26 protein-coding genes are annotated in these 24128 nt (G+C 58.9%); 19 read left to right on the forward strand and 7 right to left on the reverse strand.

The window, feature by feature from the left end; genetic code table 11:
• Positions 1-15: 15 nt before the first annotated feature.
• Positions 16-1182, reverse strand: coding sequence for an HD-GYP domain-containing protein (locus BJN45_RS01640; protein ID WP_240494472.1), 1167 nt, complete (start codon positions 1180-1182; stop codon positions 16-18).
• 101 nt (positions 1183-1283) lie between these two features.
• Complete coding sequence (metK, locus tag BJN45_RS01645) at positions 1284-2447, reverse strand: methionine adenosyltransferase (RefSeq protein ID WP_076091421.1); 1164 nt, start codon at positions 2445-2447, stop codon at positions 1284-1286.
• Positions 2448-2606: 159 nt separating this feature from the next.
• On the opposite strand from metK, the gene BJN45_RS01650 reads away from it, so the two are divergent.
• The 11 genes from BJN45_RS01650 (at position 2607) to BJN45_RS01695 (ending at position 12246) form a co-directional block, all read left to right on the forward strand.
• A complete protein-coding gene (locus tag BJN45_RS01650; RefSeq protein ID WP_076091423.1) occupies positions 2607-3446 on the forward strand; it encodes a lysophospholipid acyltransferase family protein in 840 nt (279 codons plus the stop codon).
• 91 nt (positions 3447-3537) lie between these two features.
• Entirely contained in the window at positions 3538-4041 is a 504-nt protein-coding gene (locus tag BJN45_RS01655) for a GNAT family N-acetyltransferase (RefSeq protein ID WP_076091425.1), read from the forward strand.
• Positions 4042-4101: 60 nt separating this feature from the next.
• Entirely contained in the window at positions 4102-4932 is an 831-nt protein-coding gene (dapF, locus tag BJN45_RS01660) for a diaminopimelate epimerase (protein ID WP_076091427.1), read from the forward strand.
• Positions 4929-5600, forward strand: a complete 672-nt coding sequence (locus tag BJN45_RS01665) for a DUF484 family protein (protein ID WP_205750527.1) — start codon at positions 4929-4931, stop codon at positions 5598-5600. The genes dapF and BJN45_RS01665 overlap by 4 nt, the downstream gene beginning before the upstream one ends.
• Positions 5597-6490 (forward strand): tyrosine recombinase XerC, encoded by an 894-nt coding sequence (gene xerC / locus BJN45_RS01670; RefSeq protein WP_076091429.1) that lies wholly within the window; start codon positions 5597-5599, stop codon positions 6488-6490. The genes BJN45_RS01665 and xerC overlap by 4 nt, the downstream gene beginning before the upstream one ends.
• A gap of 114 nt (positions 6491-6604) precedes the next feature.
• Positions 6605-6757 carry a hypothetical protein gene (locus tag BJN45_RS17730; RefSeq protein WP_170873004.1) on the forward strand — a complete coding sequence of 51 codons (153 nt, stop codon included), beginning with the start codon at positions 6605-6607 and terminating at the stop codon, positions 6755-6757.
• A 73-nt stretch (positions 6758-6830) separates the two neighbouring features.
• Positions 6831-8024, forward strand: coding sequence for a class I SAM-dependent rRNA methyltransferase (locus BJN45_RS01675; protein WP_076091431.1), 1194 nt, complete (start codon positions 6831-6833; stop codon positions 8022-8024).
• Positions 8025-8111: 87 nt separating this feature from the next.
• Complete coding sequence (locus BJN45_RS01680) at positions 8112-9395, forward strand: STAS domain-containing protein (protein WP_076091433.1); 1284 nt, start codon at positions 8112-8114, stop codon at positions 9393-9395.
• 10 nt (positions 9396-9405) lie between these two features.
• Positions 9406-9942, forward strand: coding sequence for an ATP-dependent protease subunit HslV (gene hslV / locus BJN45_RS01685; RefSeq protein ID WP_076091435.1), 537 nt, complete (start codon positions 9406-9408; stop codon positions 9940-9942).
• Complete coding sequence (hslU, locus tag BJN45_RS01690; protein WP_430793408.1) at positions 9939-11282, forward strand: ATP-dependent protease ATPase subunit HslU; 1344 nt, start codon at positions 9939-9941, stop codon at positions 11280-11282. Before hslV ends, hslU begins: the two co-directional genes overlap by 4 nt.
• A gap of 73 nt (positions 11283-11355) precedes the next feature.
• Complete coding sequence (locus BJN45_RS01695) at positions 11356-12246, forward strand: AEC family transporter (protein ID WP_083650718.1); 891 nt, start codon at positions 11356-11358, stop codon at positions 12244-12246.
• A gap of 56 nt (positions 12247-12302) precedes the next feature.
• Here the strand turns inward: BJN45_RS01695 and BJN45_RS01700 are convergent, their stop codons facing one another.
• The 4 genes from BJN45_RS01700 to lptM form a co-directional block, all read right to left on the reverse strand.
• On the reverse strand, positions 12303-12599 hold the full coding sequence (locus BJN45_RS01700; protein WP_076091437.1) for a hypothetical protein: 297 nt from the start codon (positions 12597-12599) through the stop codon (positions 12303-12305).
• A gap of 86 nt (positions 12600-12685) precedes the next feature.
• Positions 12686-13063, reverse strand: a complete 378-nt coding sequence (locus BJN45_RS01705) for an RNA-binding S4 domain-containing protein (protein WP_076091439.1) — start codon at positions 13061-13063, stop codon at positions 12686-12688.
• Complete coding sequence (gene lysA / locus BJN45_RS01710) at positions 13060-14322, reverse strand: diaminopimelate decarboxylase (RefSeq protein WP_076091441.1); 1263 nt, start codon at positions 14320-14322, stop codon at positions 13060-13062. The genes BJN45_RS01705 and lysA overlap by 4 nt, the downstream gene beginning before the upstream one ends.
• Positions 14319-14465, reverse strand: coding sequence for an LPS translocon maturation chaperone LptM (lptM, locus tag BJN45_RS17570; RefSeq protein WP_139326270.1), 147 nt, complete (start codon positions 14463-14465; stop codon positions 14319-14321). Before lptM ends, lysA begins: the two co-directional genes overlap by 4 nt.
• A 42-nt stretch (positions 14466-14507) precedes the next feature.
• Between lptM and cyaY the strand changes: the two genes are divergently transcribed.
• Positions 14508-14825 carry an iron donor protein CyaY gene (gene cyaY / locus BJN45_RS01720; protein ID WP_076091443.1) on the forward strand — a complete coding sequence of 106 codons (318 nt, stop codon included), beginning with the start codon at positions 14508-14510 and terminating at the stop codon, positions 14823-14825.
• Here cyaY and BJN45_RS01725 read toward each other — a convergent pair whose 3' ends face one another.
• Positions 14826-17186 carry a penicillin-binding protein 1A gene (locus BJN45_RS01725; RefSeq protein ID WP_083650724.1) on the reverse strand — a complete coding sequence of 787 codons (2361 nt, stop codon included), beginning with the start codon at positions 17184-17186 and terminating at the stop codon, positions 14826-14828.
• 164 nt (positions 17187-17350) lie between these two features.
• Here BJN45_RS01725 and BJN45_RS01730 point away from each other — a divergent pair, with 164 nt between their 5' ends.
• The 7 genes from BJN45_RS01730 to aroB all read left to right on the forward strand — a co-directional run bounded on the left by BJN45_RS01730 (position 17351) and on the right by aroB (position 24090).
• Positions 17351-18436: a pilus assembly protein PilM gene (locus BJN45_RS01730; protein WP_170873005.1), complete on the forward strand. Its 1086-nt coding sequence runs from the start codon at positions 17351-17353 to the stop codon at positions 18434-18436.
• Entirely contained in the window at positions 18433-18996 is a 564-nt protein-coding gene (locus tag BJN45_RS01735; protein ID WP_076091444.1) for a PilN domain-containing protein, read from the forward strand. The genes BJN45_RS01730 and BJN45_RS01735 overlap by 4 nt, the downstream gene beginning before the upstream one ends.
• On the forward strand, positions 18993-19694 hold the full coding sequence (locus BJN45_RS01740; protein ID WP_076091446.1) for a type 4a pilus biogenesis protein PilO: 702 nt from the start codon (positions 18993-18995) through the stop codon (positions 19692-19694). Before BJN45_RS01735 ends, BJN45_RS01740 begins: the two co-directional genes overlap by 4 nt.
• Positions 19691-20236, forward strand: coding sequence for a pilus assembly protein PilP (locus tag BJN45_RS01745; RefSeq protein ID WP_076091448.1), 546 nt, complete (start codon positions 19691-19693; stop codon positions 20234-20236). Before BJN45_RS01740 ends, BJN45_RS01745 begins: the two co-directional genes overlap by 4 nt.
• Positions 20233-22398: a type IV pilus secretin PilQ gene (gene pilQ, locus BJN45_RS01750; RefSeq protein ID WP_076091450.1), complete on the forward strand. Its 2166-nt coding sequence runs from the start codon at positions 20233-20235 to the stop codon at positions 22396-22398. Before BJN45_RS01745 ends, pilQ begins: the two co-directional genes overlap by 4 nt.
• A gap of 79 nt (positions 22399-22477) precedes the next feature.
• Positions 22478-23008, forward strand: coding sequence for a shikimate kinase (locus BJN45_RS01755; protein ID WP_076091452.1), 531 nt, complete (start codon positions 22478-22480; stop codon positions 23006-23008).
• Positions 23008-24090, forward strand: coding sequence for a 3-dehydroquinate synthase (gene aroB, locus BJN45_RS01760; protein ID WP_076091454.1), 1083 nt, complete (start codon positions 23008-23010; stop codon positions 24088-24090). Before BJN45_RS01755 ends, aroB begins: the two co-directional genes overlap by 1 nt.
• Positions 24091-24128: the final 38 nt, after the last annotated feature.

The following is a 24128-nucleotide window of genomic DNA, read 5'->3' on the forward strand; positions in this document are numbered from 1 at the left end:
GATTATAAACCGCTTTCAGGCCGTTTCGGCAGCCCAGTAGCGGTCAACGTCCTTGATGCCCCATTTTTCGGCGTCCTCGCGGCCGGCGATTTTCTCGGCACTGCGGCCGAGGTCAATGGTTTCGGGTTTGATGTAAGCCTGCGATTTCGTCGAAAAGAATACCTTGACCTTGGGCTTGAGCAGCGACTGTTCGCCCTGCTCGGTAACGACGCCGAGCTTGCCCGATTCCAGGCGAACCAGCGAACCGACCGGGTAAATGCCCAGGCTCTTGACGAATGCCTGGAATACGACAGGATCGAAATGTCCTTTCCATTCGGCCATGCGCTTGATCGATTCGGCCGGGTCCCAGCCAGCCTTGTAGGGGCGATTCGAGGTTATCGCGTCATAAACATCGCAAACCGCGCCCATTCTGGCTAACAGGCTGATGTTTTCGCCGGCAAGGCCTTCCGGATAGCCGCTTCCGTCAAATTTTTCGTGGTGATGCAGGCAGACGTCCATGCTTGCCTGGCTGGCACCTTTGCCTTCGCTCAACAGCTTGTAGCCCTGTTCCGGATGTCTCTTCACCAGAGCAAATTCTTCCTCAGTCAATTTGCCGGGTTTGTTGAGAACTTCCAGCGGAACACCGGCCTTGCCCAGGTCGTGCAGCAATCCCGCCATGCCCGCCTCCCGCGTTTCCTGTTCATCAAGGCCGAGCTTGCGGGCCAGGGCGATCATCAGGGCGCATACGGCGACAGAGTGAAGATAGGTGTAGTCGTCAGCGGTTTTCAGTCGGGCCAGGCTGATCAGTGCGCCGGGATTGCGCATGACCGAGTTGGAAATTTCCTCGACCAGCGGGGCGGCGGCATCGGCTTCGATGGCCTTGCCCATGCGTGCTTCCTGAAACATCGAGACGACGGCTTCCCGGCCTTTTTCGACGATGCGTGAGGCGCGTTTCACCTCATTGGCAAAGGTGGCTTTTTCCTGGAGCTGGCGTACAGGGGGCGGAAGTGTTTCGACGGTCTCGAAGTTTTCTTCGGCGGCGCCCGCCTGAACAAGTACGTCCTGCCCCTTGGCGATATCGATCCAGACTTCACGGATTGCACTTTCGCGGATCAACACGATATCGGCTGGATCGGTGAGGATGAATTTCGTTCGCCAGAAAGGGTGCTCCAGCCAGCTGCCACAGAAGGCCTGGAGATGCATGCCAAGACGAACATGTTCGACGGGGATTTTTTTTAGCATATTTGCCAATTATAACGAAAAAAAAGGGGCCGCAAGGCCCCCTTCCCGTCAAACCTGGCAAATCAAAGACCGGCGTCGCTTTTCAGCAAATTGGCGCGGTCGGTTGCTTCCCAGCTGAATTCCGGTTCGTCGCGGCCGAAATGCCCGTAGGCTGCAGTCTTCTGATAGATCGGGCGGAGCAGGTCGAGCATGTTGACGATGCCCTTCGGGCGCAGGTCGAAATGCTTGCGCACCAGTGTCGTCAGTGTTTCGTTGCTGACTTTGCCGGTACCGTAGGTTTCGACCATGATCGAAGTCGGTTCGGCGACGCCGATGGCGTACGACACCTGCACCAGACAGCGCGATGCCAGTCCGGCGGCGACGATGTTCTTGGCAACGTAACGGGTGGCGTAGGCAGCCGAGCGGTCCACCTTGGACGGGTCCTTGCCGGAGAAGGCGCCGCCACCGTGCGGGGCAGCCCCGCCGTAGGTGTCGACGATGATCTTGCGTCCGGTCAGGCCACAGTCGCCCTGCGGGCCACCGACAACGAAGCGGCCGGTCGGGTTGACCAGGAACTTGATGTCGCCCTTGATCAGTTCCTTCGGCAGCACCGGCTTGATGATCTGTTCGATGGTCGCTTCGCGCAGGTCTTCCAGGCTGATGTCCGGCGAATGCTGGGTGGACAGCACGATGGTGTCGATCGAATGCGGCTTGCCATCGACGTAGCGGATGGTGACCTGGGACTTGGCATCCGGACGTGCCCACGGCAGGCGGCCATCCTTGCGCAGCATGGCCTGGCGCTCGACCAGACGGTGCGACAGGTAGATCGGCAGCGGCATCAGCGACGGCGTTTCGTCGCAGGCATAACCGAACATCAGGCCCTGGTCGCCGGCGCCCTGACCGAGGTTGTCGTCGTAGGCGGCGTTGACGCCCTGGGCAATGTCCGGGCTCTGCTTGTCGTAGGCGACGAGCACGGCACAACCCTTGTAGTCGATGCCGTAGTCGGTGTTGTCGTAGCCGATGCGCTTGATCGTATCGCGGGCGATCTGGATGTAATCGACGTTGGCGTTGGTGGTGATTTCACCGGCAAGAACGACCAGGCCGGTGTTGCACAGGGTCTCGGCGGCGACGCGCGAATGCTTGTCCTGGGCCAGGATGGCGTCGAGGATGGCGTCGGAAATCTGGTCGGCGACCTTGTCCGGATGGCCTTCGCCAACGGATTCGGAAGTAAAGAGATAGTCACTCATTGGTGGCTCCAGCGGTCCTTTGATCCGGCGTTACCGGCTTCGGACCACGAGCGGGCGACGCTTTAGCGGCATTTGTGAATCGCCCCGCAAGTTGTCTGTTTAACTCGGCGATCCCATAATGATAAGCCTTTGCTGCTTTCTTTCAACCCCCGGGGTCTCATGGTTTTTCTGTTTCGCCTGCTGTCGCATCTGCCGCTTCCAGTAATTCACAGGCTGGGCGCCGTACTCGGGCAATTGACCTACCTGCTGTCGCCAAGCTATCGGCGCAATCTGCGCAGCAACATGGCGCAGGCCGGCATCGATGCTGCGCTCAACCGGCCGGCAGCGCTTGAGGCCGGCAAGCAGATGCTCGAGCTGTCGCGCATCTGGATGCGTACGCTTGAGGAAGCCAATGCCCAGGTCGTCGAGGTATCCGGGCAGGAGCATCTGACCGCAGCCTTGAATGCTGGCAAGGGCATTGTTTTCCTGACGCCGCATCTTGGTTGCTTCGAGATCACCGCGCAGTATCTTTCATCGTTCGGTGACATCACCGTGCTTTACCGGCCGCCGAAGTCGGCCGCCGCTCAGGAACTGATCCTGACCGGTCGCAAACGCGCCCGACTGCACCTGGCACCGGCCGACCTGTCCGGCGTGCGCGCCCTGATCAAGGCCCTGAAAAAGGGGCAGATGGTCGGCATGCTGCCGGATCAGGCGCCGAAAACCGGTGAGGGCGTGTGGCTGGATTTCTTTGGCCGCAAGGCTTACACCATGACGCTGGCTGCCCGGTTGACGGAAACCGGTGCCGCTTCGCTGCTGACCTGGGGCGAGCGCTTGCCCGATGGGCGCGGCTATCGCATCCATTTCCAGTTGCCGAGTCAGCCGCTGGCTGGAACGACGATCGAGCGCGCACAACAGATCAACCACGAAATCGAGGCGTTGATCCGCCAGTGTCCGACGCAGTACCTGTGGGGTTACAACCGCTACAAGCAACCGCGCGGTGCCGAGCCGCCGCCGCTGTGACGGGCTGTTATCATATGACGCGTGCAGGTCAGGGCCACGCCTGTGCCGGGATGACAATTTCCAGGCCGAACGGAGAACATAGGTTTACAGCATGAGCAGCCTGACTATCGAGATTCGCCCCGTTACCCCGCCCGATGTCCCCGCGATCGCCCTGCTGGCGCGCGAAATCTGGCAGGCCAGTTACCCCGGGATCATCACCCAGGAGCAGATCGACTTCATGCTTGAGCAGCGTTACGGGCATGAGCGCTTGTATGACGATCTGGAAGACCTGCACAAATGGCTGGATCAAGCCTTCCACGAAGGACGCCGGGTTGGTTTTGCCTTTAGTGAAATCTACAAGGGCGAGTTCAAGCTGGACAAGCTCTACATTCATCCGGATGTCCAGCGGCGCGGTGTCGGCGGCCAGCTGATCGCGCACGTTGCCGAGCGGGCAAGGAAGCAGGGTTATCCCTGTGTCATCCTGCAGGTCAACAAGCGCAATGAAAAGGCCATCAACTCGTACATGAAATACGGTTTTTCCATCCGCGCCTCGACCGTCGACGATATCGGCCAGGGCTATGTGATGGACGATTTCGTGATGGAGAAAAAACTTTAGGAATTTGAGATAACCCTCTGTCTCTGTTATCCTTTTTTCAACTCAATAGCGGAGCGGTTTGTGAAGCTCAAATTTTCCAAGATGCACGGCCTAGGCAACGACTTCGTCGTGCTCGATGGCGTGCGTCAACACGTTTCCCTGACGCCGGAGCAATTGCGCTATCTCGGCGACCGGCACTTCGGCGTCGGTTGTGACCAGATACTGCTGGTCGAGAAGCCGACGCAGCCTGATGTCGATTTCCGTTATCGGATTTTCAATGCCGACGGTGGCGAGGTCGAGCAATGCGGCAACGGTGCCCGCTGCTTCGTCCGTTTCGTCCATGAGCAGGGCTTGACCGACAAGCGCGAGATCCGCGTCGAGACGATGAAGGGCATCATCGCACCGCGTCTCGAAGGCGATGGAAATATTACGGTCGACATGGGAATTCCGCGCTTTTCGCCGCAGGAAATCCCTTTTCTCCATGACGACGATGTGCTGATCTACAACCTCGATGTTGCTGACGAGTCGCTGGAAATCAGCGTCGTCTCGATGGGCAACCCGCACGCGGTCCAGGTGGTCGACAGCGTCGACCTGGCGCCGGTCGGCATGCATGGGCCGCTGATCGAGTCGCACGAACGCTTTCCGCAACGGGTTAACGCCGGCTTCATGCAGGTTGTCGACCGGCATGCGATCAAGCTGCGGGTCTATGAGCGCGGCGCCGGCGAGACCATGGCCTGTGGTACCGGTGCCTGTGCTGCAGCGGTCGCCGGCATTCGTCGCGGCCTGCTTGAATCGCCGGTACGCGTGACCACGCGCGGCGGCGACCTGACCATTGCCTGGGGCGGTGAAGGGCGTCCGGTGCTGATGACCGGGCCGGCCATGACCGTCTTTTCCGGAGAAATCGAATTATGAGTGCCATGTTTCCCGACGAAATTGCCGACTACCTGAAGAACAATCCCGGTTTCTTCGAGCATTACGCCGATTTGATGGCGCAGATCTTCGTCCCGCATCCGCACGGCGGCCGCGCCGTTTCGCTGGCCGAGCGCCAGATGCTGACGTTGCGCGAGAAGAACCGGGCGAGCGAGAGCAAGCTGGCGGAACTGATCGCCTTCGGCGAGGAAAACGACCAGATCAGCGAAAAGGTGCATCGGCTGGCGGTCGGCCTGATCGCTGCCGAAACCTTCCAGGCGGTCATTCACCTGCTCAATTTCCACCTGCGCGACGACTTCTCCGTTCCGCATGTTGCCTTGCGCCTGTGGGACAAGCCGGCGGGGATCGAGGATCTGCCGGAATTTGCGGCGGTCAGCGAGGAATTGCAGGTGTTCGCCGAAACGCTTTCCCGTCCATATTGCGGGTCGACCGCAGGATTTGGCACGGCTTCGTGGTTTGGCGAAGCGGCACCGCATATCCGCTCGCAGGCCCTGATTGCCCTGCGCAACGGGGGCGGCACGATTGGCATGGTGGCGCTGGGCAGCGAGGAAGCGCAGCGCTTCTACGCCGACATGGGCACCCTCTACCTCGAACGCATCGGCGAAATGGTTTCTGCCGCGCTGGCGCGGGTGACCAAGAGCGCGCTGTGACCCCACAGCAGGCGGTTGATGCCTGGCTGGCCGAGTTGGCCGAGCAGCGCCGCCTGTCGCCGCTGACCGTGGCCAACTACCGGCGCGATCTGGCAAAGCTGCTGGCAGCGGCGGGTGAGCAGCCGCTGGATAGTCTGCTGGTGCATCACGTCCGTCGCTTTGTCGCCCGTTTTCATGGTCAGGGACTGTCCGGGCGCTCGCTCGCCCGCACGCTCTCGGCATGGCGCGGCTTCTTTGCCTGGCTGGGCGAGCGCGGGCTGGTTCGCGCCAATCCCTGTGAAACCATCCGGGCACCCAAATCGCCGCGTCTGTTGCCGAAGGCCTTGTCGGTCGACGAGGCGGCGCAGTTGATGCAGCCGGCTGAGAGTAGCGACGAGCCGCTGGAAGCCCGCGATGCGGCGATGTTCGAACTGATCTATTCATCGGGCTTGCGTCTGGCCGAACTGGTGGGTCTCGACCGCGATGCGCTCGACAGCATCCTGCACGAAGGCGAGGTCAGGGTGCTCGGCAAGCGTGCCAAGTTGCGTCTGGTGCCCGTTGGCACCCTGGCACGCAAGGCGCTGGCGGCGTGGGCGCAGGTGCGCGAGCAACTGGCGGCGCCGGATGAGCCGGCTTTGTTCGTCAATCAGCGCGGGCGTCGCATCAGTCCGCGCACGGTGCAATTGCGCCTGGCGCAACGGGCGATCCGTCTCGGACTGCCCGGGCATGTCCATCCGCACATGCTGCGTCACTCCTTCGCTTCCCATGTCCTGCAGTCGTCCGGTGACCTGCGGGCGGTGCAGGAAATGCTCGGCCACGCCAGCATTGCCTCAACCCAGGTCTATACCCATCTCGACTTCCAGCATCTGGCCAGTGTCTACGACAAGGCGCACCCGCGCTCCCGGCGTTGAGCCTTTTGCGGTCAACGAACAAAAAGCGTAAAAAATCAAGCTGTAATTGACCTCTTCCGCCGCAAGCCCCATAATTCGCGTCTTTCAAAATTCTGCCGAAATCCGGAGTCATCCATGGCCATCAACCGTACCCGCCGCAACATTCTGGAACGCCGCTGCGTTTCCAAGTCCGTCAAGCGCCTGTTCAAGGGCCTGGGCAAGACCATGTTCAAGACCATGTATGCGGTCGAATGCCATCAGCGCAATCGCAAGCAGCTGGGCAACTAAGCAGCAACCGTCATTCAGGGCCCCGGTTATCGCAAGGTAACCGGGGCTTCTTGCATTTGCAGTCGAGGAAATCATGGCTCAGTTGATACTCATGCCCGGCAAGGAACGTTCCGCGTTCAAACAGCATCATCCGTGGTTGTTCGCCGGCTCGGTCGGGCGCCTGGAAGGGCGTGCCCGTCCCGGCGACACGGTCGAGGTGCTGGCTGACAACCTGCGTCCGCTGGGGCGCGCCGCGTATAGCCCGCAATCGCAGATACGGGCGCGTTTCTGGACCTTCGATCCGGAAGAGGCGGTGGACGATGCCTTCTTCAAGCGTCGCATCGAGGCTGCCGTCGAGCGTCGCCGGGCATTGCCGGGCTTGCGCGGCCAGCAGGGACTGCGCCTGATCCACGCGGAGTCCGACGGCCTGCCCGGGATCATTGCCGATCAGTATGGCGATACCGTGGTCGTGCAGCTGACTTCGGCCGGGGCCGACAAGTGGCGCAAGGCTATCGTTGCCGGCCTGATCAAGGCGACCGGTTGTGCCCGCATCTACGAGCGTTCGGATTCCGAAGTGCGCGGCCTCGAAGGCCTGGAGCCGACCACCGGCTGGTTGCACGGCGAGGCCTCAGGAGAAGTGCTGGCAATCGAGGAAAACGGCGTGCGTCTTGCGGTCGACATCGCTGGCGGGCATAAAACCGGTTTCTATCTCGACCAGCGCGACAATCGCCAGCTTCTCGGTCAGTTATCCGCCGGCAAGGATGTCCTCAACTGCTTTTGCTATACCGGGGGCTTTTCGCTGCAGGCGCTGGCCGGCGGTGCTGCCAGCGTCCTGTCGATCGACTCCTCCGGGCCGGCGATCGCCCAGGCCCGGGCTAATCTGGCGCTGAATCCGCAATTGCCGGCGGCGCGTGCCGAATGGCTGGAGGCCGATGTCTTCCAGGCACTGCGCGATTTTCGCCAGGCCGGCAGGAAGTTCGACCTGATCGTCCTCGATCCGCCCAAATTCGCTCCGTCGGCCGCGCATGCCGACCGGGCGGCGCGCGCCTACAAGGACATCAACGTCCTCGGCTGCCGTCTGCTGCGTCCGGGGGGCTTCCTGATGACCTATTCCTGTTCCGGCGGCATCGGTCTTGAGCTGTTCCAGAAGATCGTCGCCGGCGCGGCGCACGACGCCGGGCGGCCGGCGCGTATCGTTCAGCGCCTGTCCGGTGCGGCGGATCATCCGGTGGCACTGAACTTTCCTGAAGGCGAGTACCTAAAGGGCTTGTTGGTTCAAGTCGACTAAAGCGGGGTTGATGACATTTGCCGGCGCCAACCGTTGCCAGAAACGGTCGGTGCATGCTAAAACAATCACTCAGCACGCGGAGTGGTCATGGTTTTCTCTTTCTTCAAGAAACAGCCCGAGAAAATGCCGGAACGGACGGCGGCCCGTCCGCGCGCGCCGCTGCCGGAAATGAAGCTGGCGCCAGCGCCGGCCGAAGTGTCCACGCCGCTGGCCGAACCACTGCCCGATCTGGAATTTTCGGTCGAGAAGCTGCCGACGCCGGCGAAACCTGTAGCGGGACGGCACGATTCACTGGTTGCCGCCAGCGCGCCGCAGCGAAAAATCGACCTGGCGATGGCCATCGATGATTTCGAGGCCGACTTCACCGAGTCGAGCGTCATGGCCATCGATGTCGAACATGACATCGATCCCTTGCAGGCGGATGTCGAACAGGTCGCCGTGCTGTTTGCCAATGGTCAGGATGCTGCCGCCCGGAGCATTCTCGAAGGCTTGCTGAAAGCCTACCCGAATGATGATGGTGTGCGTTTGTGGCGCTTGCTGTTCGACTTGCTGCAGATTCTCGGGGATCGTGCGGCATTCGATCGCTTCGGTGTCGAGTTTGCCGAGCGTTTCGAGATGTCGCCTCCCGCCTGGCGCGATGAACAGTGCATCAAGGCGGGGCAGGTCAGTGCCGGCCAGGTTTTTGCGCTGCAGGGCGTGTTGACCGATGATGACCGGAAGCCTCTGCAGAATCTGGCGACCCTGCTGGCCCAGCCGGGTGATCTGCTGCTTGATTGCAGTCGCCTTGCGGGTTGCGACGATCTGGCTGCCGGTATTCTGGCGGATGCCCTGATCGCTGCACGTGGTGCGCGCAAACTGGTCGCGTTGCAAGGCGCCGATGCCTTCATCACCCGTCTCGATGAGCGTCTGAAAGCCGGCGAGCAAACCCACGAGCCGTCCTGGCATCTGCTGCTGGAGCTGCTGCAGCGACAGGGAACGCAAGCGCATTTCGAGGAACGGGCGGTCGATTACGCGGTCACCTTCGAGCGCTCCCCGCCGTCCTGGGAAACCTTACCGGTGGGTTTGGCCGAGAAAAAGCCCGGTGCCGGCGCTGGCAATGTCGTTGGCGTGCATTATCTGTCCGGTGATCTCAGGAATCAGCGTTTCGAAGAGTTGTTGCCCCTGCTGGAAGGCAGCGAACAGCCCATCGTCGATTTTTCCTGTGTGCGTCGCGTCGATTTCTTTTCCGCTGGTCAGCTGGTCAACCGGCTGGCACCATTCAAGGCGGCTGGCAAGGAAATCATCATCCGCAGTCCGAACCATCTGGTCGCCGAGTTGATGGCCGTGGTTGGTCTCAACAAGCAGGCACGCATCATCGTTCCCAAGTCTTAAAGGTCATTCCATGGAGCAATATCACGGCACGACAATCCTGTCGGTGCGCCGGGGCAATGTCGTCACGATGGGTGGCGATGGTCAGGTGACGCTGGGCAATATCGTCATCAAGGGCACCGCGAAAAAGGTACGTCGTCTCTATCAAGGCAAGATTCTCGCCGGTTTTGCTGGTGGTACCGCCGATGCCTTCACGCTGTTCGAGCGTTTCGAGGCCAAGCTGGAGAAGCATCAGGGCAATCTGGTGCGTTCCGCCGTCGAACTGGCCAAGGACTGGCGTACCGATCGCGCGCTGCGTCGGCTGGAAGCGATGCTGTCGGTGGCCGATCGCGAATCGTCGCTGGTCATCACCGGCAACGGCGACGTGCTTGAACCGGAGCACGGCATCGTTGCCATCGGCTCGGGCGGCGCCTACGCGCAGAGTGCGGCGCGGGCGCTGCTGGAGAACACCGAACTGAGCACGCTCGACATCGTCACCAGGTCGCTGGAGATTGCCGGCGATCTGTGCATCTACACCAATCGCAACTTCACGCTGGAGACGCTGGAATGAGTGGCGCCACGATGACCCCGAAGGAGATCGTCTCCGAACTCGACAAGCACATCGTCGGCCAGAATGCGGCCAAGAAGGCGGTGGCCATCGCCCTGCGCAACCGCTGGCGGCGCGCCCAGGTGGCCGAGCCGCTGCGCCAGGAAATCACGCCCAAGAACATCCTGATGATCGGCCCGACCGGCGTCGGCAAGACCGAGATCGCCCGCCGTCTGGCGCGGCTGGCCGATGCGCCCTTCATCAAGGTCGAGGCGACCAAGTTCACCGAGGTCGGCTATGTCGGCCGCGATGTCGAGACGATCATCCGCGACCTCGTCGAGATGGCGATCAAGTCGAACCGCGAGCGGGCGATGAAAGCCAACCGCGCCCGTGCCGAGGACGCCGCCGAAGAACGCATCCTCGACGCGCTGCTGCCGCCGGCGCGCAGCCCGGGTTTTTATGCCGAGGATGCGGCGGCGAATGCCGATAACGCGACCCGCCAGAAATTCCGCAAGAAGCTCCGCGAAGGCGAACTCGATGACAAGGAAATCGACATCGAAGTCGCCGCGCCGTCGATGCAGGCCGAAATCTTCGCGCCGCCTGGCATGGAGGAACTGACCCAGCAGATCCAGGGCATGTTCCAGAACATTGGCGGCGGCAAGAAGAAATCGCGCAAGCTGAAGATCAGGGAAGCTTTCAAGTTGCTGACCGACGAGGAAGCGGCGAAGCTGGTCAACGACGAGGAAATCAAGCTGGAGGCGGTCAAGGCAGTCGAGCAGAACGGCATCGTTTTCCTCGACGAAATCGACAAGGTCGCCAGCCGTTCCGACGTGCAGGGCGCCGACGTTTCGCGTCAGGGCGTGCAGCGCGATCTGCTGCCGCTGGTCGAGGGCACGACGGTGTCGACCAAGTACGGCATGATCAAGACCGACCACATCCTGTTCATCGCTTCCGGTGCTTTTCACCTGTCGAAGCCGTCGGACCTGATTCCGGAACTGCAGGGTCGTTTCCCCATTCGTGTCGAGCTCGAGTCGCTGTCGGTCGCCGATTTCGAATGCATCCTGACCCAGACCGACGCCTGCCTGACCAAGCAGTACCAGGCCTTGCTGGCGACCGAGGGGGTGAGCGTAGACTTCGCTGCCGACGGTATCCGCCGGATGGCCGAGATCGCCTACCAGGTGAACGAGAAGACCGAGAACATCGGTGCCCGTCGCCTGCACACGGTGATGGAGAAATTGCTTGAGGAAGTGTCATTCGAGGCTGGCAAGGCCGGTTTTGAAAATCTTGCGGTCGACGCCGCCTACGTCAATGAAAAGCTTGGCGAAGTGGCAGCGGACGAGGATCTGTCGCGCTACGTCCTCTAGGGACATTCCCTGATGTGCGGGTGGTCTTTTCGCCCGCACAATTCCTTTTTTCCTGATTTCGCGAGGCCACACGGTGGATGAGCAAAGCCTGACCTTCCGCCTGCTGGCCATCCTCTTTCCGATTTTCGGTATCGTCGCCGCCGGCTATTTCTACGCCCGCAAGCACAAGCCGGAAATGGCAGTGGCCAACCGGCTGAACATGGACGTCTTCGTGCCGGCGCTGGTGTTCGCGGCGATGGCCGGCAAGTCCTTCGACCTCGCTGCCTACGCGCCACTGGCGCTTGGCGGTTTCATCGTGCTCGCCGTGTGCGGTCTGATCGCCTGGCCGCTGGCGAAAGTCTGCGGCGTGCAGGCGAAGACCCTGGCGCCGCCGATGATGTTCAATAACTCCGGCAACATCGGTTTGCCGCTGGCCGTGCTCGCCTGGGGCGAAGCGGCGTTGCCGGCGGCGGTGATCCTGTTCATGGTCGAGAACACGCTGCACTTCTCGTTCGGTGCCAAACTGCTTGACCCGAAAACGCGCATCCTGATGCTCTGGCGCATTCCCGTGGTTTTTGCCGCAATTGCCGGGTTGACCGTAGCAGTTCTGAAAATTCCGGTCTGGCAACCCTTGGTCATCGCCATCAAGATGCTCGGCGATGTCTCGGTGCCGCTGCTGCTGTTCTCGCTCGGCGTGCGGATGACCGACGTTTCATTTGGCGAGTGGAAGCTGTCGGTTGGCAGCGCGCTGCTGCGCCCGCTCGGCGGCATGCTCATCGCTTGGGGCGTCATTCAGCTGCTCGGCCTGGAAGGGCGCGATGCGGCAATGCTGCTGGTGTTTGGTGCGCTGCCGCCGGCCGTGCTCAACTTCCTGTTTGCCGAACGTTACAAGCAGGAGCCGCAGCGGGTGGCGTCGATCGTGCTGGTCGGCAACCTGGCGGCGCTGATCTTCCTGCCGCTGGCGTTGGCAATGGTGCTTGAGTAGCTGGCTCAAAAAATAACCGGGTGCTGGATCGCAGCGCCCCGGTTATTTTCCTGGCACTATTCAGCGCAGGCTGGATCGTCCGGGTTGGCGACGCAGTAATCGACATCCTCGGCTACGCATTCCCAATGGTTGCGATGACCGGAAGCCTTGTTCCCCGGTGCTTCGATATGGCCGTTGCCTTTACACCAGCCGGTGTGCTTGCCGTTGTCGCGTGCCTTGAAGTCGAAGCCGCCGTTGCTGCTTACTGTGCTGGGGTTTACGCCCTGCTTTGCGGCAACGGACGAGGGACTGCTGGCATGAGCCAGCGGGGCTGAACAAAGCAAGGCAGCGAGAAGGTAGTTGTGAGTTTTCATGGCTTTCTCCGTGGGTGGCCTTAAACAGCGCTTCTGCTTGTAGCTTAGGCAGTGTCTGCCCCAAATGCGTAAATTTTTGTAATTGGCTACTGGCGGCCTACCTGGCCAAGCCGTCGCCGATCGCGCTTGGTCGGGCGGCCGTGGATCTCGGCAGCCGGTTCGTTGGTGCACTTGCGCCGCATCTGTTCCGCCTCGCGCGCGGCGATGCTGTCCGGCGTTTCTTCGTAGAGCTGCCGCGCCTCGCTAGCCGGGCCACGTTTTTCCGACAGACCGAGAACGATCACTTGCCAGCGTGTTTCGCCGTTGAAGATGTCGAGCCGGTCGCCAGGCTTGACGTCGCGTGCCGGTTTGGTCGGCGCGCCGTTGAGTCTGGCCTTGCCGCCACTGACGGCGTCGGTGGCCAGGCTGCGCGTCTTGAAGAAACGCGCGGCCCACAGCCATTTGTCGATGCGGACGCCGCTCACTGCGGCAGGACGGATTCGCCGGCGTAAAGCTGTTCAACCGTCTCGCGCTGACGGATGACGTGAACCTGCCCGCCATCGACCATGACTTCGACGGCACGCGGGCGGGTGTTGTAGTTCGACGCCATCGCCATGCCATAGGCGCCGGCCGACATTACCGCCAGCAGATCACCCGCTTGCAGGTTGAGCGGACGGGCCTGGCCGAGGAAGTCGCCGGTTTCGCAGACCGGGCCGACGACGTCGTAATCGCGCGTCGCGCCTGCGCGCGGTACGACCGGGTCGATGTCGTGCCAGGCTTCGTACAGCGCTGGCCGCATCAGGTCGTTCATGGCCGCATCGATGATGGCGAAATCCTTGGCTTCACCATGCTTGAGGAATTCGACGCGGGTCAGCAGCAGGCCGGCATTGCCGACCAGGCGGCGGCCCGGTTCGAGCACGACCTGCAGGCCACGGCCCTGCAACTTGTCGAGCAGCGGATTGAGATAGGAAGCGACGGTTGGCTGGACCTGGTCGGCCTTGTACTTGATGCCGAGGCCGCCACCAAGATCCAGGTGGTGAATGTGAATGCCTTCTGCGGTCAACTGGTCAATCAGCACCAGAATGCGGTCAAGCGCCTCGACGAACGGCGACGGATCGAGCAGTTGCGAGCCGATGTGGCAGTCGATGCCGGCAATGGCGATGTTCGGCAGCGCGGCGGCGCGACGGTAGAGTGCCAGCGCGTCGTCGTAGGCGACGCCGAACTTGGCTTCCTTCAGGCCGGTCGAAATATACGGGTGCGTCTTCGGGTCGACGTTCGGATTGACGCGCAGGCTGATCGGGGCTTTCTTGCCGCTGCGACCAGCCACCTCATTGAGGCGCTCAAGTTCCGGGATCGATTCGATATTGAAACAGAAAATGCCGACATCAAGGGCCTGCTGCATTTCTGCAGCCGTCTTGCCAACGCCTGAAAAGACCACTTTTTTTGGATCGGCACCGGCAGCCAGCACACGCTTCAGTTCGCCACCGGAAACGATGTCGAAACCGGCGCCGAGGCGGGCAAACAGGTTCAGGATCGCCAGGTTGGAATTGGCCTTGACCGCATAGCAGACCAGTGCATCAGTACCGGCTGGATGGGCGCCGAGGACATCCTGGAACTCGCGCAGTGATTCGGTCAGCGCTGACCGCGAATAAACATAGGCCGGGGTGCCGAATTGTTCGGCAATTGCCGGCAGGGCAACGGATTCGGCGTGCAGGACGCCGTCGTTCAGGGCAAAGTGGGTCATTGGGTATTGCTGCGTTGAGCCGTGCTAACATCCCCGGCACCGGCAGATGCCGGCTTGCCGGCTTGTGGCGGCAATTCGAGCGGGCCTTTCATGCCACAGGCGGCAAGGCTCAGGATGATCAGTACGGCTGCGATTCTGGACATGATTCGGGTCGCGGTCTGCGGAATTCGGGATGGTAGCACACGATGGATGACAGCGAATTCAATACCCTGGCCGACCAGACACTGAGCCGGATCGATGCCGCCCTTGAGGCCTGTACGGCCGATATCGACTTCGAACTGGCAGCAGGCGGTGTACTGGAAATCGAGTTTTCCGACGGCAGCAAGATCATCGTCAATCGTCACGGCGTCGCCAGGGAAATCTGGGTCGCTGCGCGTGCCGGCGGCTTCCACTTCCGCCGGGATGGTGAAGTGTGGCGTGATACCCGGGACGGTGCGGAACTGATGGAAAAACTGTCGAGACTTGCCAGCCAGCAGGCCGGCGAGTCCATCGTCCTTGCCTGATCAGTTGCCGCCGGTCAGGTGACGTAACTCGGCTGGCCAGCCGTTGGGGGGGGCAGCCGTGCCGCCTTGTTGTCCCGGTGACGGGGACGTTGCCGGTGGGATGGTGTCCGGGATTTGCGGCGGCGTCCTGGGCAGGTTCTCGGTATAGATGAAACTGCCGCCTTCTCCTGCTGCGTCGGTGACGGTGCTGAGTCCTGACGGAGCGGCCGGAACCTGGTGCGGAACATTTTTCAGGGCAGTAGCCATGTAGCCGATCCAGACTGGCAGCGCAGCAACGCCACCGGTTTCCCGGCTACCGAGCTTTTTCGGCTGATCAAAGCCAACCCACGCACATCCGGCAACTGTCATCTGATAGCCGCAGAACCAGGCGTCTACATACTCGTTGGTCGTTCCGGTCTTGCCTGCCAGGTCACGTCGTTTCAATTGGGCGGAAGCGCGGCCGGCCGTGCCGTAGATGGTGACGTCGCGCATCATTGAATCCATCAGGAAAGCATTGCGCGGATCGATCGCACGGTTGGCCTCATCGCCGGCTTGGGGTGCATTGGCCATGGCTACAACCTGATTCTTTTCATCGCGGATTTCCCGAACCACATATGGGGTGATGCGATAGCCACCGTTGGCAAAGATCGCATAGCCGGCAACCATCTGCCATGGAGTAACCGAGCCGGCACCCAGTGCCATCGTCAGATAGGGCGGGTGCTTGGCGGCATCGAAACCGAAGCGGCTGACATAGTCCTGGGCATATTGGGGGCCGATCGCCTGCAGCAGCCGGATGGAAACCATGTTTTTCGACTTGGCGAGGGCAGTCCGCATGCTCATCGGGCCATCGTACTTGCCATCATAGTTCTTGGGTTGCCATGCTTGGGACCCAGTTTCTCCCGCCGAAATGACAAGGGGTTCATCCTCGATCATGCTGCCCGGGTGAAACCCCTTTTCCAGCGCCGCCGAATAAATGAACGGCTTGAAGCTCGAGCCTGGCTGGCGCCATGCCTGGGTGACATGGTTGAATTTGTTGCGGTTGAAGTCGAAGCCGCCGACCAGCGCGCGAATGGCACCGTCGCTCGGGTCGACCGCGACAAAGGCTGATTCCACTTCCGGCAACTGACTGATCTGCCATTTGCCGTTGCCATCCTTCTGGACGCGGATGATCGCGCCTCGTTTGATGCGTTTGTTCGGTGGGGCCTGCTCTTCCAGCATGCGGGCGGCAAATTTGATGGCGTCGCCGCTCAAAATGGCTGTTTCTCCTCCCTTGATGTAGGCCTGTACCTGCTTTTTGTCAGCCTGCATGACGAGCGCCGGGAGGAGATCGCCTGCATCGTTGACGTCCTGAAGCATGACGTCGATGGTCTCGTCATGCTCCGAGGTGATGTTCTTCATGTCGAGGTAGGATTCCGCCCCGCGATAGCCATTGCGCCGGTCGTAATCGAGCACTCCCTTGCGCAGTGAGCGATAGGCTGCTTCCTGGTCGGCCTTGATCAGGGTTGTGTAGACCTTCATGCCCCGGGTGTAGACGTCTTCAGGGAAGCTTTCGGCCGCAATCTGGCGGGCCATTTCTGCTGCGAATTCGGCGTTGACCGCATATTCGGAAAGCTCGCGCTTGATAACAAGCGGTTCCTTGAGCGCCTGTTCGTGCTGCTCGTCGGAAATGAAAGACAGTTCGTGCATCCGGCGCAGGACATATTGCTGCCGGATTTTTGCCCGGCGCGGATTGGCGACCGGATTGTAGGCTGACGGCGCTTTGGGAAGGCCGGCCAGCATTGCAGCTTCGGCAATGGATATTTGCTGGAGGGGTTTTCCGAAGTAAATCTGGGCCGCAGCGCCGAAGCCATAGGCGCGCTGTCCGAGGAATATCTGGTTGATATACAACTCAAGAATCTGGTTTTTGCTCAGATTGCTTTCAATTTTGAGTGAAAGCAGCGCCTCGTAGAGTTTTCTCGTGTAAGTTTTTTCGGTGGTCAGGAAAAAATTGCGGGCCACCTGTTGGGTAATTGTCGATGCTCCCTGCTTTTTTCCTCCGCTGAGCAGATTTGAACTGGCTGCACGTATGATCCCGGTATAATCAATGCCGATGTGTTGATAGAAACGATCATCTTCAGCAGCCAGGATCGCTTGTTTCATGATTTCCGGAACGTCATTGATGGCTACAACAGCCCGTCGTTCTTCGCCGAATTCTCCGATCAGGTGGCCGTCTGCTGTGTAAACACGCAGCGGGACCTTGGGGCGGTAGTCGGTCAGTACTTCGAGCGACGGAAGGTTGGGGTATGCCAAAGCGACCACAATGGCGATGATTGCCAGTGCGATGGCGATCAATCCGGTCAGGGCGAGGATGGGGTAGGCAAGCAGGCGAAGCGCAGAGGGCATCAGGAGTAACAGTCACGAGTGTGGCAAGCGTGGGCGCATTATACGCTGAGGTCATTGGGGGGTATAAAAGTGCTTTACACTACCAATGCTTGTTGCTAGCATCTGAAGTGAATTATTGGTTTTCCGTCTAAGATCGTAATCTGTAAGGACTTTTTGGGGGTCTGGTGGGCTTCGATATCTCCGCTTTGCTAAATCCGAAGGCGCGTCCCTTGCTGGGGCTCGACATCAGTTCATCGGCGGTGAAGCTGGTTGAACTGACTGCCAACGGTAAAGAAGGGTATCGCGTCGAGCGCTACGCCATAGAGGTGTTGCCCAAAGATGCGGTTTCGGACGGCAATATTGCCAATCTTGAGGCGGTTGTAGAGGTTGTCAGGCGAGCTTGGAAGCGCCTTGGTACTTCCACTAAGAATGTGGCCATGGCCCTGCCCGCCTCGGCAGTAATTACCAAAAAAATCATCGTGCCGAGTGGCTTGCGTGAGGAAGAACTGGAGGTGCAGGTTGAAACCGAGGCAAACCAGTACATTCCGTTTTCAATCGATGATGTAAATCTGGATTATCAGGTTCTCGGCCCCGCGCCATCCGTTCCGGACGAGGTTGAAGTGCTGATTGCAGCCTCCAAGAAGGAGCGCGTCGAAGACCGGGTTGCGGTCGCTGATGCTTCAGGCTTGAAGGCTGTCGTAGTCGATGTCGAATCTTTTGCCACCTTGTCAGCATTCGAGTTGATTGAGCGTCAGTTGCCCGATGGTGGGAAAAATCAGGTGGTGGCATTGATTGATGCTGGCGCCAATGTGATGAATCTCACCGTCATGCGTAACGGTCTTCAGGTGTATGCACGGGAGCAAGCGTTTGGGGGCAGCCAGTTGACGCTGGATATTTCCCGCCATTACGGCATGACCATCGAAGATGCTGAAGTGGCAAAGCGTGCAGGCAATTTGCCGGAAGGCTACGAGGCAGAATTGCTCAATCCGTTCATGGAGAATCTGGCTCTTGAGGTTTCCCGTGCGCTACAGTTCTTCTTTACCTCGACCCAGTTCAATCAGGTGGATCACGTCGTCCTTGCCGGTGGGTGTGCTGTCATTCCGGGGATTGACGAGGTTGTCGCGACAAGAACACAGTTCAATACCCTGATAGCAAACCCGTTTGCCAACATGCTTCTGTCGGATCGAGTAAGGGCGCGTAATCTGCTGGCTGATTCTTCGTCCTTGATGGTTGCCTGTGGCCTGGCGCTGCGGAGGTTTGACCCAGCATGATACGTATCAACCTATTGCCGCACCGTGAAGAGGCCCGGAAAGCCCGGCGTGAACAGTTTGTCGTTCTGGCAGGTTTGATCGTTTTGTTGGGCGTGGTTGTCATCTTTGCGGTTTATTCGCTAATTGATGCCAGTATTCAGGGACAAAACGGGAAGAATGCATTTCTGAAGCAGGAAATTGCCGTTCTGGACAAGCAGTTGGATCAGATCAAGCGCCTCAAGGAGCAGACCCAGGCACTCTTGGCGCGCAAGCAGGTTATCGAGAATCTGCAGCGTGATCGTGGTGAAACCGTTCATCTGTTGAGCGAGATGGTCGGCCAGGTTCCCGAAGGCGTTTACCTCAAGTCCCTGAAGCAGGATGGGCTGAACATCAATGTCACCGGCTATGCCCAATCGAATGCCCGGGTTTCTGCGCTGATGCGCAATATCGATGGTTCGCCCTGGCTGGAAAATCCACGTCTCATCGAGACAAAAGCAGTGGTCCTGAACGGGCGTCGGGTCAATGAATTCGGTATGGATTTCACCTTGAGTCGAACGGCTACTGAAGGGGCTGAGCAATGAAATCGAAAAAGCTCGGACTGCCATCCACCATGCCCAAAGTAGACATTCAGGCAATCCTTGACGACTTCCGCTACATGAACCCGAATGATCCGGGGGCGTGGCCGGTCGTGCCCAAGGTCACAATTCTTGTCGGATTGTTTTTTGCGTTGTTGCTGGCAGGGTGGTGGTTCCTGTGGAGCGATCAACTGAGCGTGCTTGAGCGCAGTGAGCAGGAGGAACTGACGCTCAAGGATCAGTTCATCGCTAAAAAGCGCCAAGCGGTTAATCTTGATCTTTATACCCAGCAACTTGCCGAAATTGATCGTTCTTTTGGCGCGTTGCTGAAGCAGTTGCCCAATAAATCCGAGATCGAGGCGCTGTTGATCGAGGTCAATCAGGCGGGGCTGGGAAGAGGCTTGCAATTTGAGCTTTTCCGCCCTGGTGCCGAGCAAATCAAGGATTTTTACGCTGAATTGCCGGTCACAGTGAAGATCAATGGCTCGTATCATGATATCGGTACGTTTGCCGCAGATATTGCCAAGTTGCCCCGTATTGTCACGCTCAATGGGGTTTCCGTTGCGCCGCTCAAGAGTAGCGAGTTGCTGACCCTCGATGCAACAGTAAAAACATTCCGTTATCTGGACGAAAACGAGATTGCACAGCAGAAAAAACCCGAACCGGATGGCAGTAAAAAGCCGGTGAAAGGAGCTGCCAAGTGAAACACGTTGCGCTTGTAAGCTTGTGCCTGGCGCTTGTTGCGTGCTCGGGTGGAGAGCATGAAGATCTGCGCCAATGGATGGAAGACAATACCAAGGATCTGCGCGGCAGGATCACCCCTCTTCCTGAGGTCAAGCCGTATGAGCCGGTTCCTTATGAAGTCGAGGCACAGGTTGATCCTTTCCGGGCCAGCAAGATAGAGCCGGACTCGAAGTTTCGTCAGGGGGCTGGCAAGGGGGGGCAGTTTCAGCCGGATTTCGAGGCACGTGAGGTTCGTAACAGCGTGCTTGAAAAATATCCGCTGGAGTCGCTTTCAATGATTGGGCGACTGGTCATGAACAATCGTCCGATTGCGGTGATCAAGTATGAAGATAATGTCAGGCAGGTAAAGGTTGGCGATTATCTCGGGCTGGATTTTGGCATGGTGACCGAAATCGGCGAAAACGAACTGAAATTGCGAGAATTGATTCAGGATTCTGCGGGGGACTGGAGCGAGCGTCAGAGCTCGTTGTACCTGCAGACCACGGAGGGGAGCGGTAAATGAAATTGTTCAACTACGCAGCTGTCGTTGCGGCAACCTGTATTGCAATGATATCTCCTCTGAAAGCGGAGACGGTCCCGGCAAATGCCATCGAAGCGGTGAATGTTGCTCAGCAGGGTAATGAAATTGCCGTGAAGATAGACATGCGTGAAGCCTTGGGTGCGCCTCCCGCTGGCTTTGCAGTAGCAAATCCTGCAAAAATTGCTTTTGATTTTCCGTTGACCGCAAATGCGCTGGGGAAAACCACTCAGGTCCTTAACGAGGGTGATTTGCGCAGTCTGAATGTTGTTCAGGTGGCTGACAGGACGCGCTTGGTGCTGAACCTTGTACGAAACATGAATTACCGTACCCGGATTGAAGGCAAGGCGCTTTACGTAACGCTCTCGCCGATCGAGCGCTTGACTGATGCTGTGGCCGAAAGATCGGTCCGCTTTGCCGAGGAAAGTCTGGTTGGTGCCAAGCATACTGTCCGGGATGTGATGTTTCGTCGTGGTAAGGACGGAGAGGGACGGGTCGTCGTCGAGCTTGGCGATTCGGGAACCGGAATCGATATCCGCAAGCAGGGCTCCAATCTGATTGTTGATTTCATGAAAACGGGTATTCCGGAACATCTGCGCAGGAAGCTCGATGTGACTGATTTCGCTACGCCGGTTCTGGGGGTTGAAACCCGGGCGATGGGTGAAAACGTTCGCATGACCATTTCCCCGAAGGGCCTTTGGGAACACAACGCTTATCAGACTGACAACCAGTTTGTAGTTGAAGTAAAGAAAATAGTCGAAGACCCGAACAAGCTTGTCCAGGGTAGCAAGATTGGCTATCAGGGTCCGCGGGTCAGCATCAACTACCAGAATGGTGATGTTCGGGCGCTGCTGCGTCTGATGGCCGAAGAGCTTGGATTGAATGCAGTGATCAGCGAAACGGTGACGGGCACGACGACGCTGGTGCTGAAGGATGTGCCGGCAGACCAGGTAGTTGACATCATCTTCCAGCAAAAAGGCCTTGATATGCGGAAGAATGGCAACATCATCATGATCGCGCCGCGTGATGAAATTGCGACCCGAGAAAAGCTGGAATTCGAATCGAAGCAGCAAATCAACGAGCTCGAGCCGCTGCAGATGGAGCAGTTTGTCCTGAATTACCAGCGAGCCGTCGATGTGGCGCGGCTCCTGTCGGGGGCTTCTTCTGACGGTTCGGCAGGGGCTGCAGGTGCGGGCGCTGCTGGAGCGGGCCCTACGACTACGCAGCAAATCCTGAGCAAGCGCGGTAATGCGGTTGCTGATCCGCAGTCAAACATCCTGTTTGTGAACGACATTCCGTCCAAGCTTGAAGAAATCCGGTCATTTATCAAGACAATTGATATTGGTGCAAGGCAGGTTTTGATTGAAGCGCGGGTTGTTGAAGCCAGTGACGACTTCAATAAATCCATTGGTGTCAAGCTGGGATTTGCCAATAATAAAAAATTCATAAATGGCAGTGGTAGCGGAATAGGAGTTTCGGGCGGCGCAGTCAATGTCACGGGAAATACGACCGACGGATTTACTGCAACCCAAACAGGCAATATGGTTGGCGTCAATCTTCCTTCTTTCGAGTCGACTGGTGGGACACTGGCTTTTTCTCTGTTCAATTCCAGTCTCACACGAATTCTCAACATGGAAATTGCGGCCTTGCAGGCGGATGGTTTGGGCAAGTTGATTTCAAGCCCCAGAGTTGTCACTGCCAACAACGTCAAGGCGAAAATCGAGGATGGCACAGAGATTCCTTACGTCACCACGTCGAGCAGTGGTGGTGTGGTGACTCAAACGGTGAGTTTCAAGCCGGCCAAGCTCTCGCTGGAAGCGACCCCGCAAATCACGCCTGAAGGTACTGTCAAGATGGCGCTGGTGGTCAAGAAGGAAGAGGCTGATTGGACGCGGGCTGTTCTGGGTAATCCTCCAATCAAGAGTTCAATCGTTGAAACCAACGTGGTGGTTGAAAACGGCGGAACCGTCGTGGTCGGTGGTGTGTATGTGACCAACCAGCAAAGTGCTGTGGAAAAAGTCCCCTTGCTTGGCGATATTCCGTTCTTTGGCTGGATGTTCAAATACAAGAATGACTTTGGTAATCGCCGGGAGTTGCTGATTTTCATCACGCCGCGGATTATTTCCGAAAAATTGCGTCTCGATTGAGCGCTGTCTGATAGATGAAAAGGGCCGGCAATGCCGGCCCTTTTTTTGTCCCTTGGCTGGAGTCAGCTAGAATCACGCCGTGGATACTCATACAAACATCTATCTGGTCGGCCTCATGGGGGCTGGCAAGACGACCATCGGGCGGCAACTGGCCAGGCGTCTCGGGCGAAATTTTCATGACTCCGATCACGAAATCGTGGAGCGGACCGGGGTGCCGATTCCGACGATTTTTGAAATCGAGGGAGAGGATGGATTTCGGCGTCGTGAAGTGCAGACCATCGCAGAGCTGACGGCGATGAGCAACATTGTCATGGCGACAGGTGGCGGTGTCGTGCTTGATCCGGAAAATCGGCAGCGTCTGCACGATACCGGTTGGGTCGTTTATCTGAATGTTCCGCCGTTCATGCTGTACCAGCGAACCCGTCACGACCGGAACCGGCCGCTGCTGCAGGTTGAGGACCCGCTGGCGCGCCTTGAAGGTTTGCATGCTGCGCGCGATCCCTTGTACCGTGAAGCTGCGCATATGGTGGTGGAGGGCGGGCAACTTGTCGCCTCGGGGGTTGTTCAATATTTGATGAGGGAATTTGGTCGTCTATGTGCAAAGACTTGATGCATACCTTGCAGGTTTCCCTGGGTGAGCGCAGCTACCCGATCCATATTGCCTCCGGCTTGCTTGATCGCGCCGACTTGCTCGCGCCGCATGTCAAGGCTGCACAAGCGGTGGTGGTAACCAATGAAACGGTGGCGCCGCTTTATCTTCAGCGCTTGAAAAACACCCTCGAAAAAGCCGGAGTTTCAGTAATTCCGGTGATTCTGCCAGACGGCGAGCGTTTCAAGACCTGGGAAACGCTCAATTTGATATTCGATGCCTTGCTCGGCGCTCACTGCGAGCGGAGTACCCCGCTCATCGCGCTTGGTGGCGGTGTCATCGGTGATATGGGGGGGTTTGCAGCTGCCTGTTACCAGCGCGGCATGCCTTTCATACAAGTGCCGACAACCCTGCTTTCGCTGGTGGATTCATCGGTTGGTGGCAAGACCGCGATCAATCACCCGTTGGGTAAGAACATGATCGGCGCTTTCTATCAGCCGAGGCTTGTACTGGCTGATATTGCGACTCTGGATACCTTGCCGGAGCGTGAACTGAGGGCTGGCTTGGCAGAGGTCATAAAATACGGCCTGATTCGTGACCCGGCCTTCCTAGTCTGGTTGGAGAGCAATCTCGAAAAGCTGCTCGCTCGGGACAGGGAGTCGTTGATCTACGCCGTTCATCGCTCCTGTGCCAACAAGGCCGAGGTGGTTGCCGCGGACGAGCGGGAAAGTGGCGAGCGGGCCCTGTTGAATCTCGGTCATACATTCGGGCATGCCATCGAGACCGGAATGGGGTACGGGGCGTGGTTGCATGGGGAGGCGGTTGCTGCGGGCACGATGATTGCAAGTGAGCTTTCCAGGCTTCTTGGCTGGTTGACCGCAGATGACGTGGAAAGAGTGCGCAGGATTTTTTCCCGGGCCGGTTTGCCGGTTGTGGCTCCCGGGCTGGGCGTGGCGCGCTATCTTGAGCTGATGCGCCACGACAAGAAGGTACAGGACGGTCGTTTGCGCCTGGTTCTGTTGCGCAGTGTCGGGCAAGCGGTGCTTTCCGATGTTGCCAGGGAGGATCAGATTGGTGAGGCAATAGAGTTGATGTGCACCTGATTGGGTTTTGCAGCGAAAAGATGCGCACGACATTGGTG

It is taken from the genome of Azonexus hydrophilus, assembly GCF_001956855.1.
Lineage (GTDB): Bacteria > Pseudomonadota > Gammaproteobacteria > Burkholderiales > Rhodocyclaceae > Azonexus > Azonexus hydrophilus_A.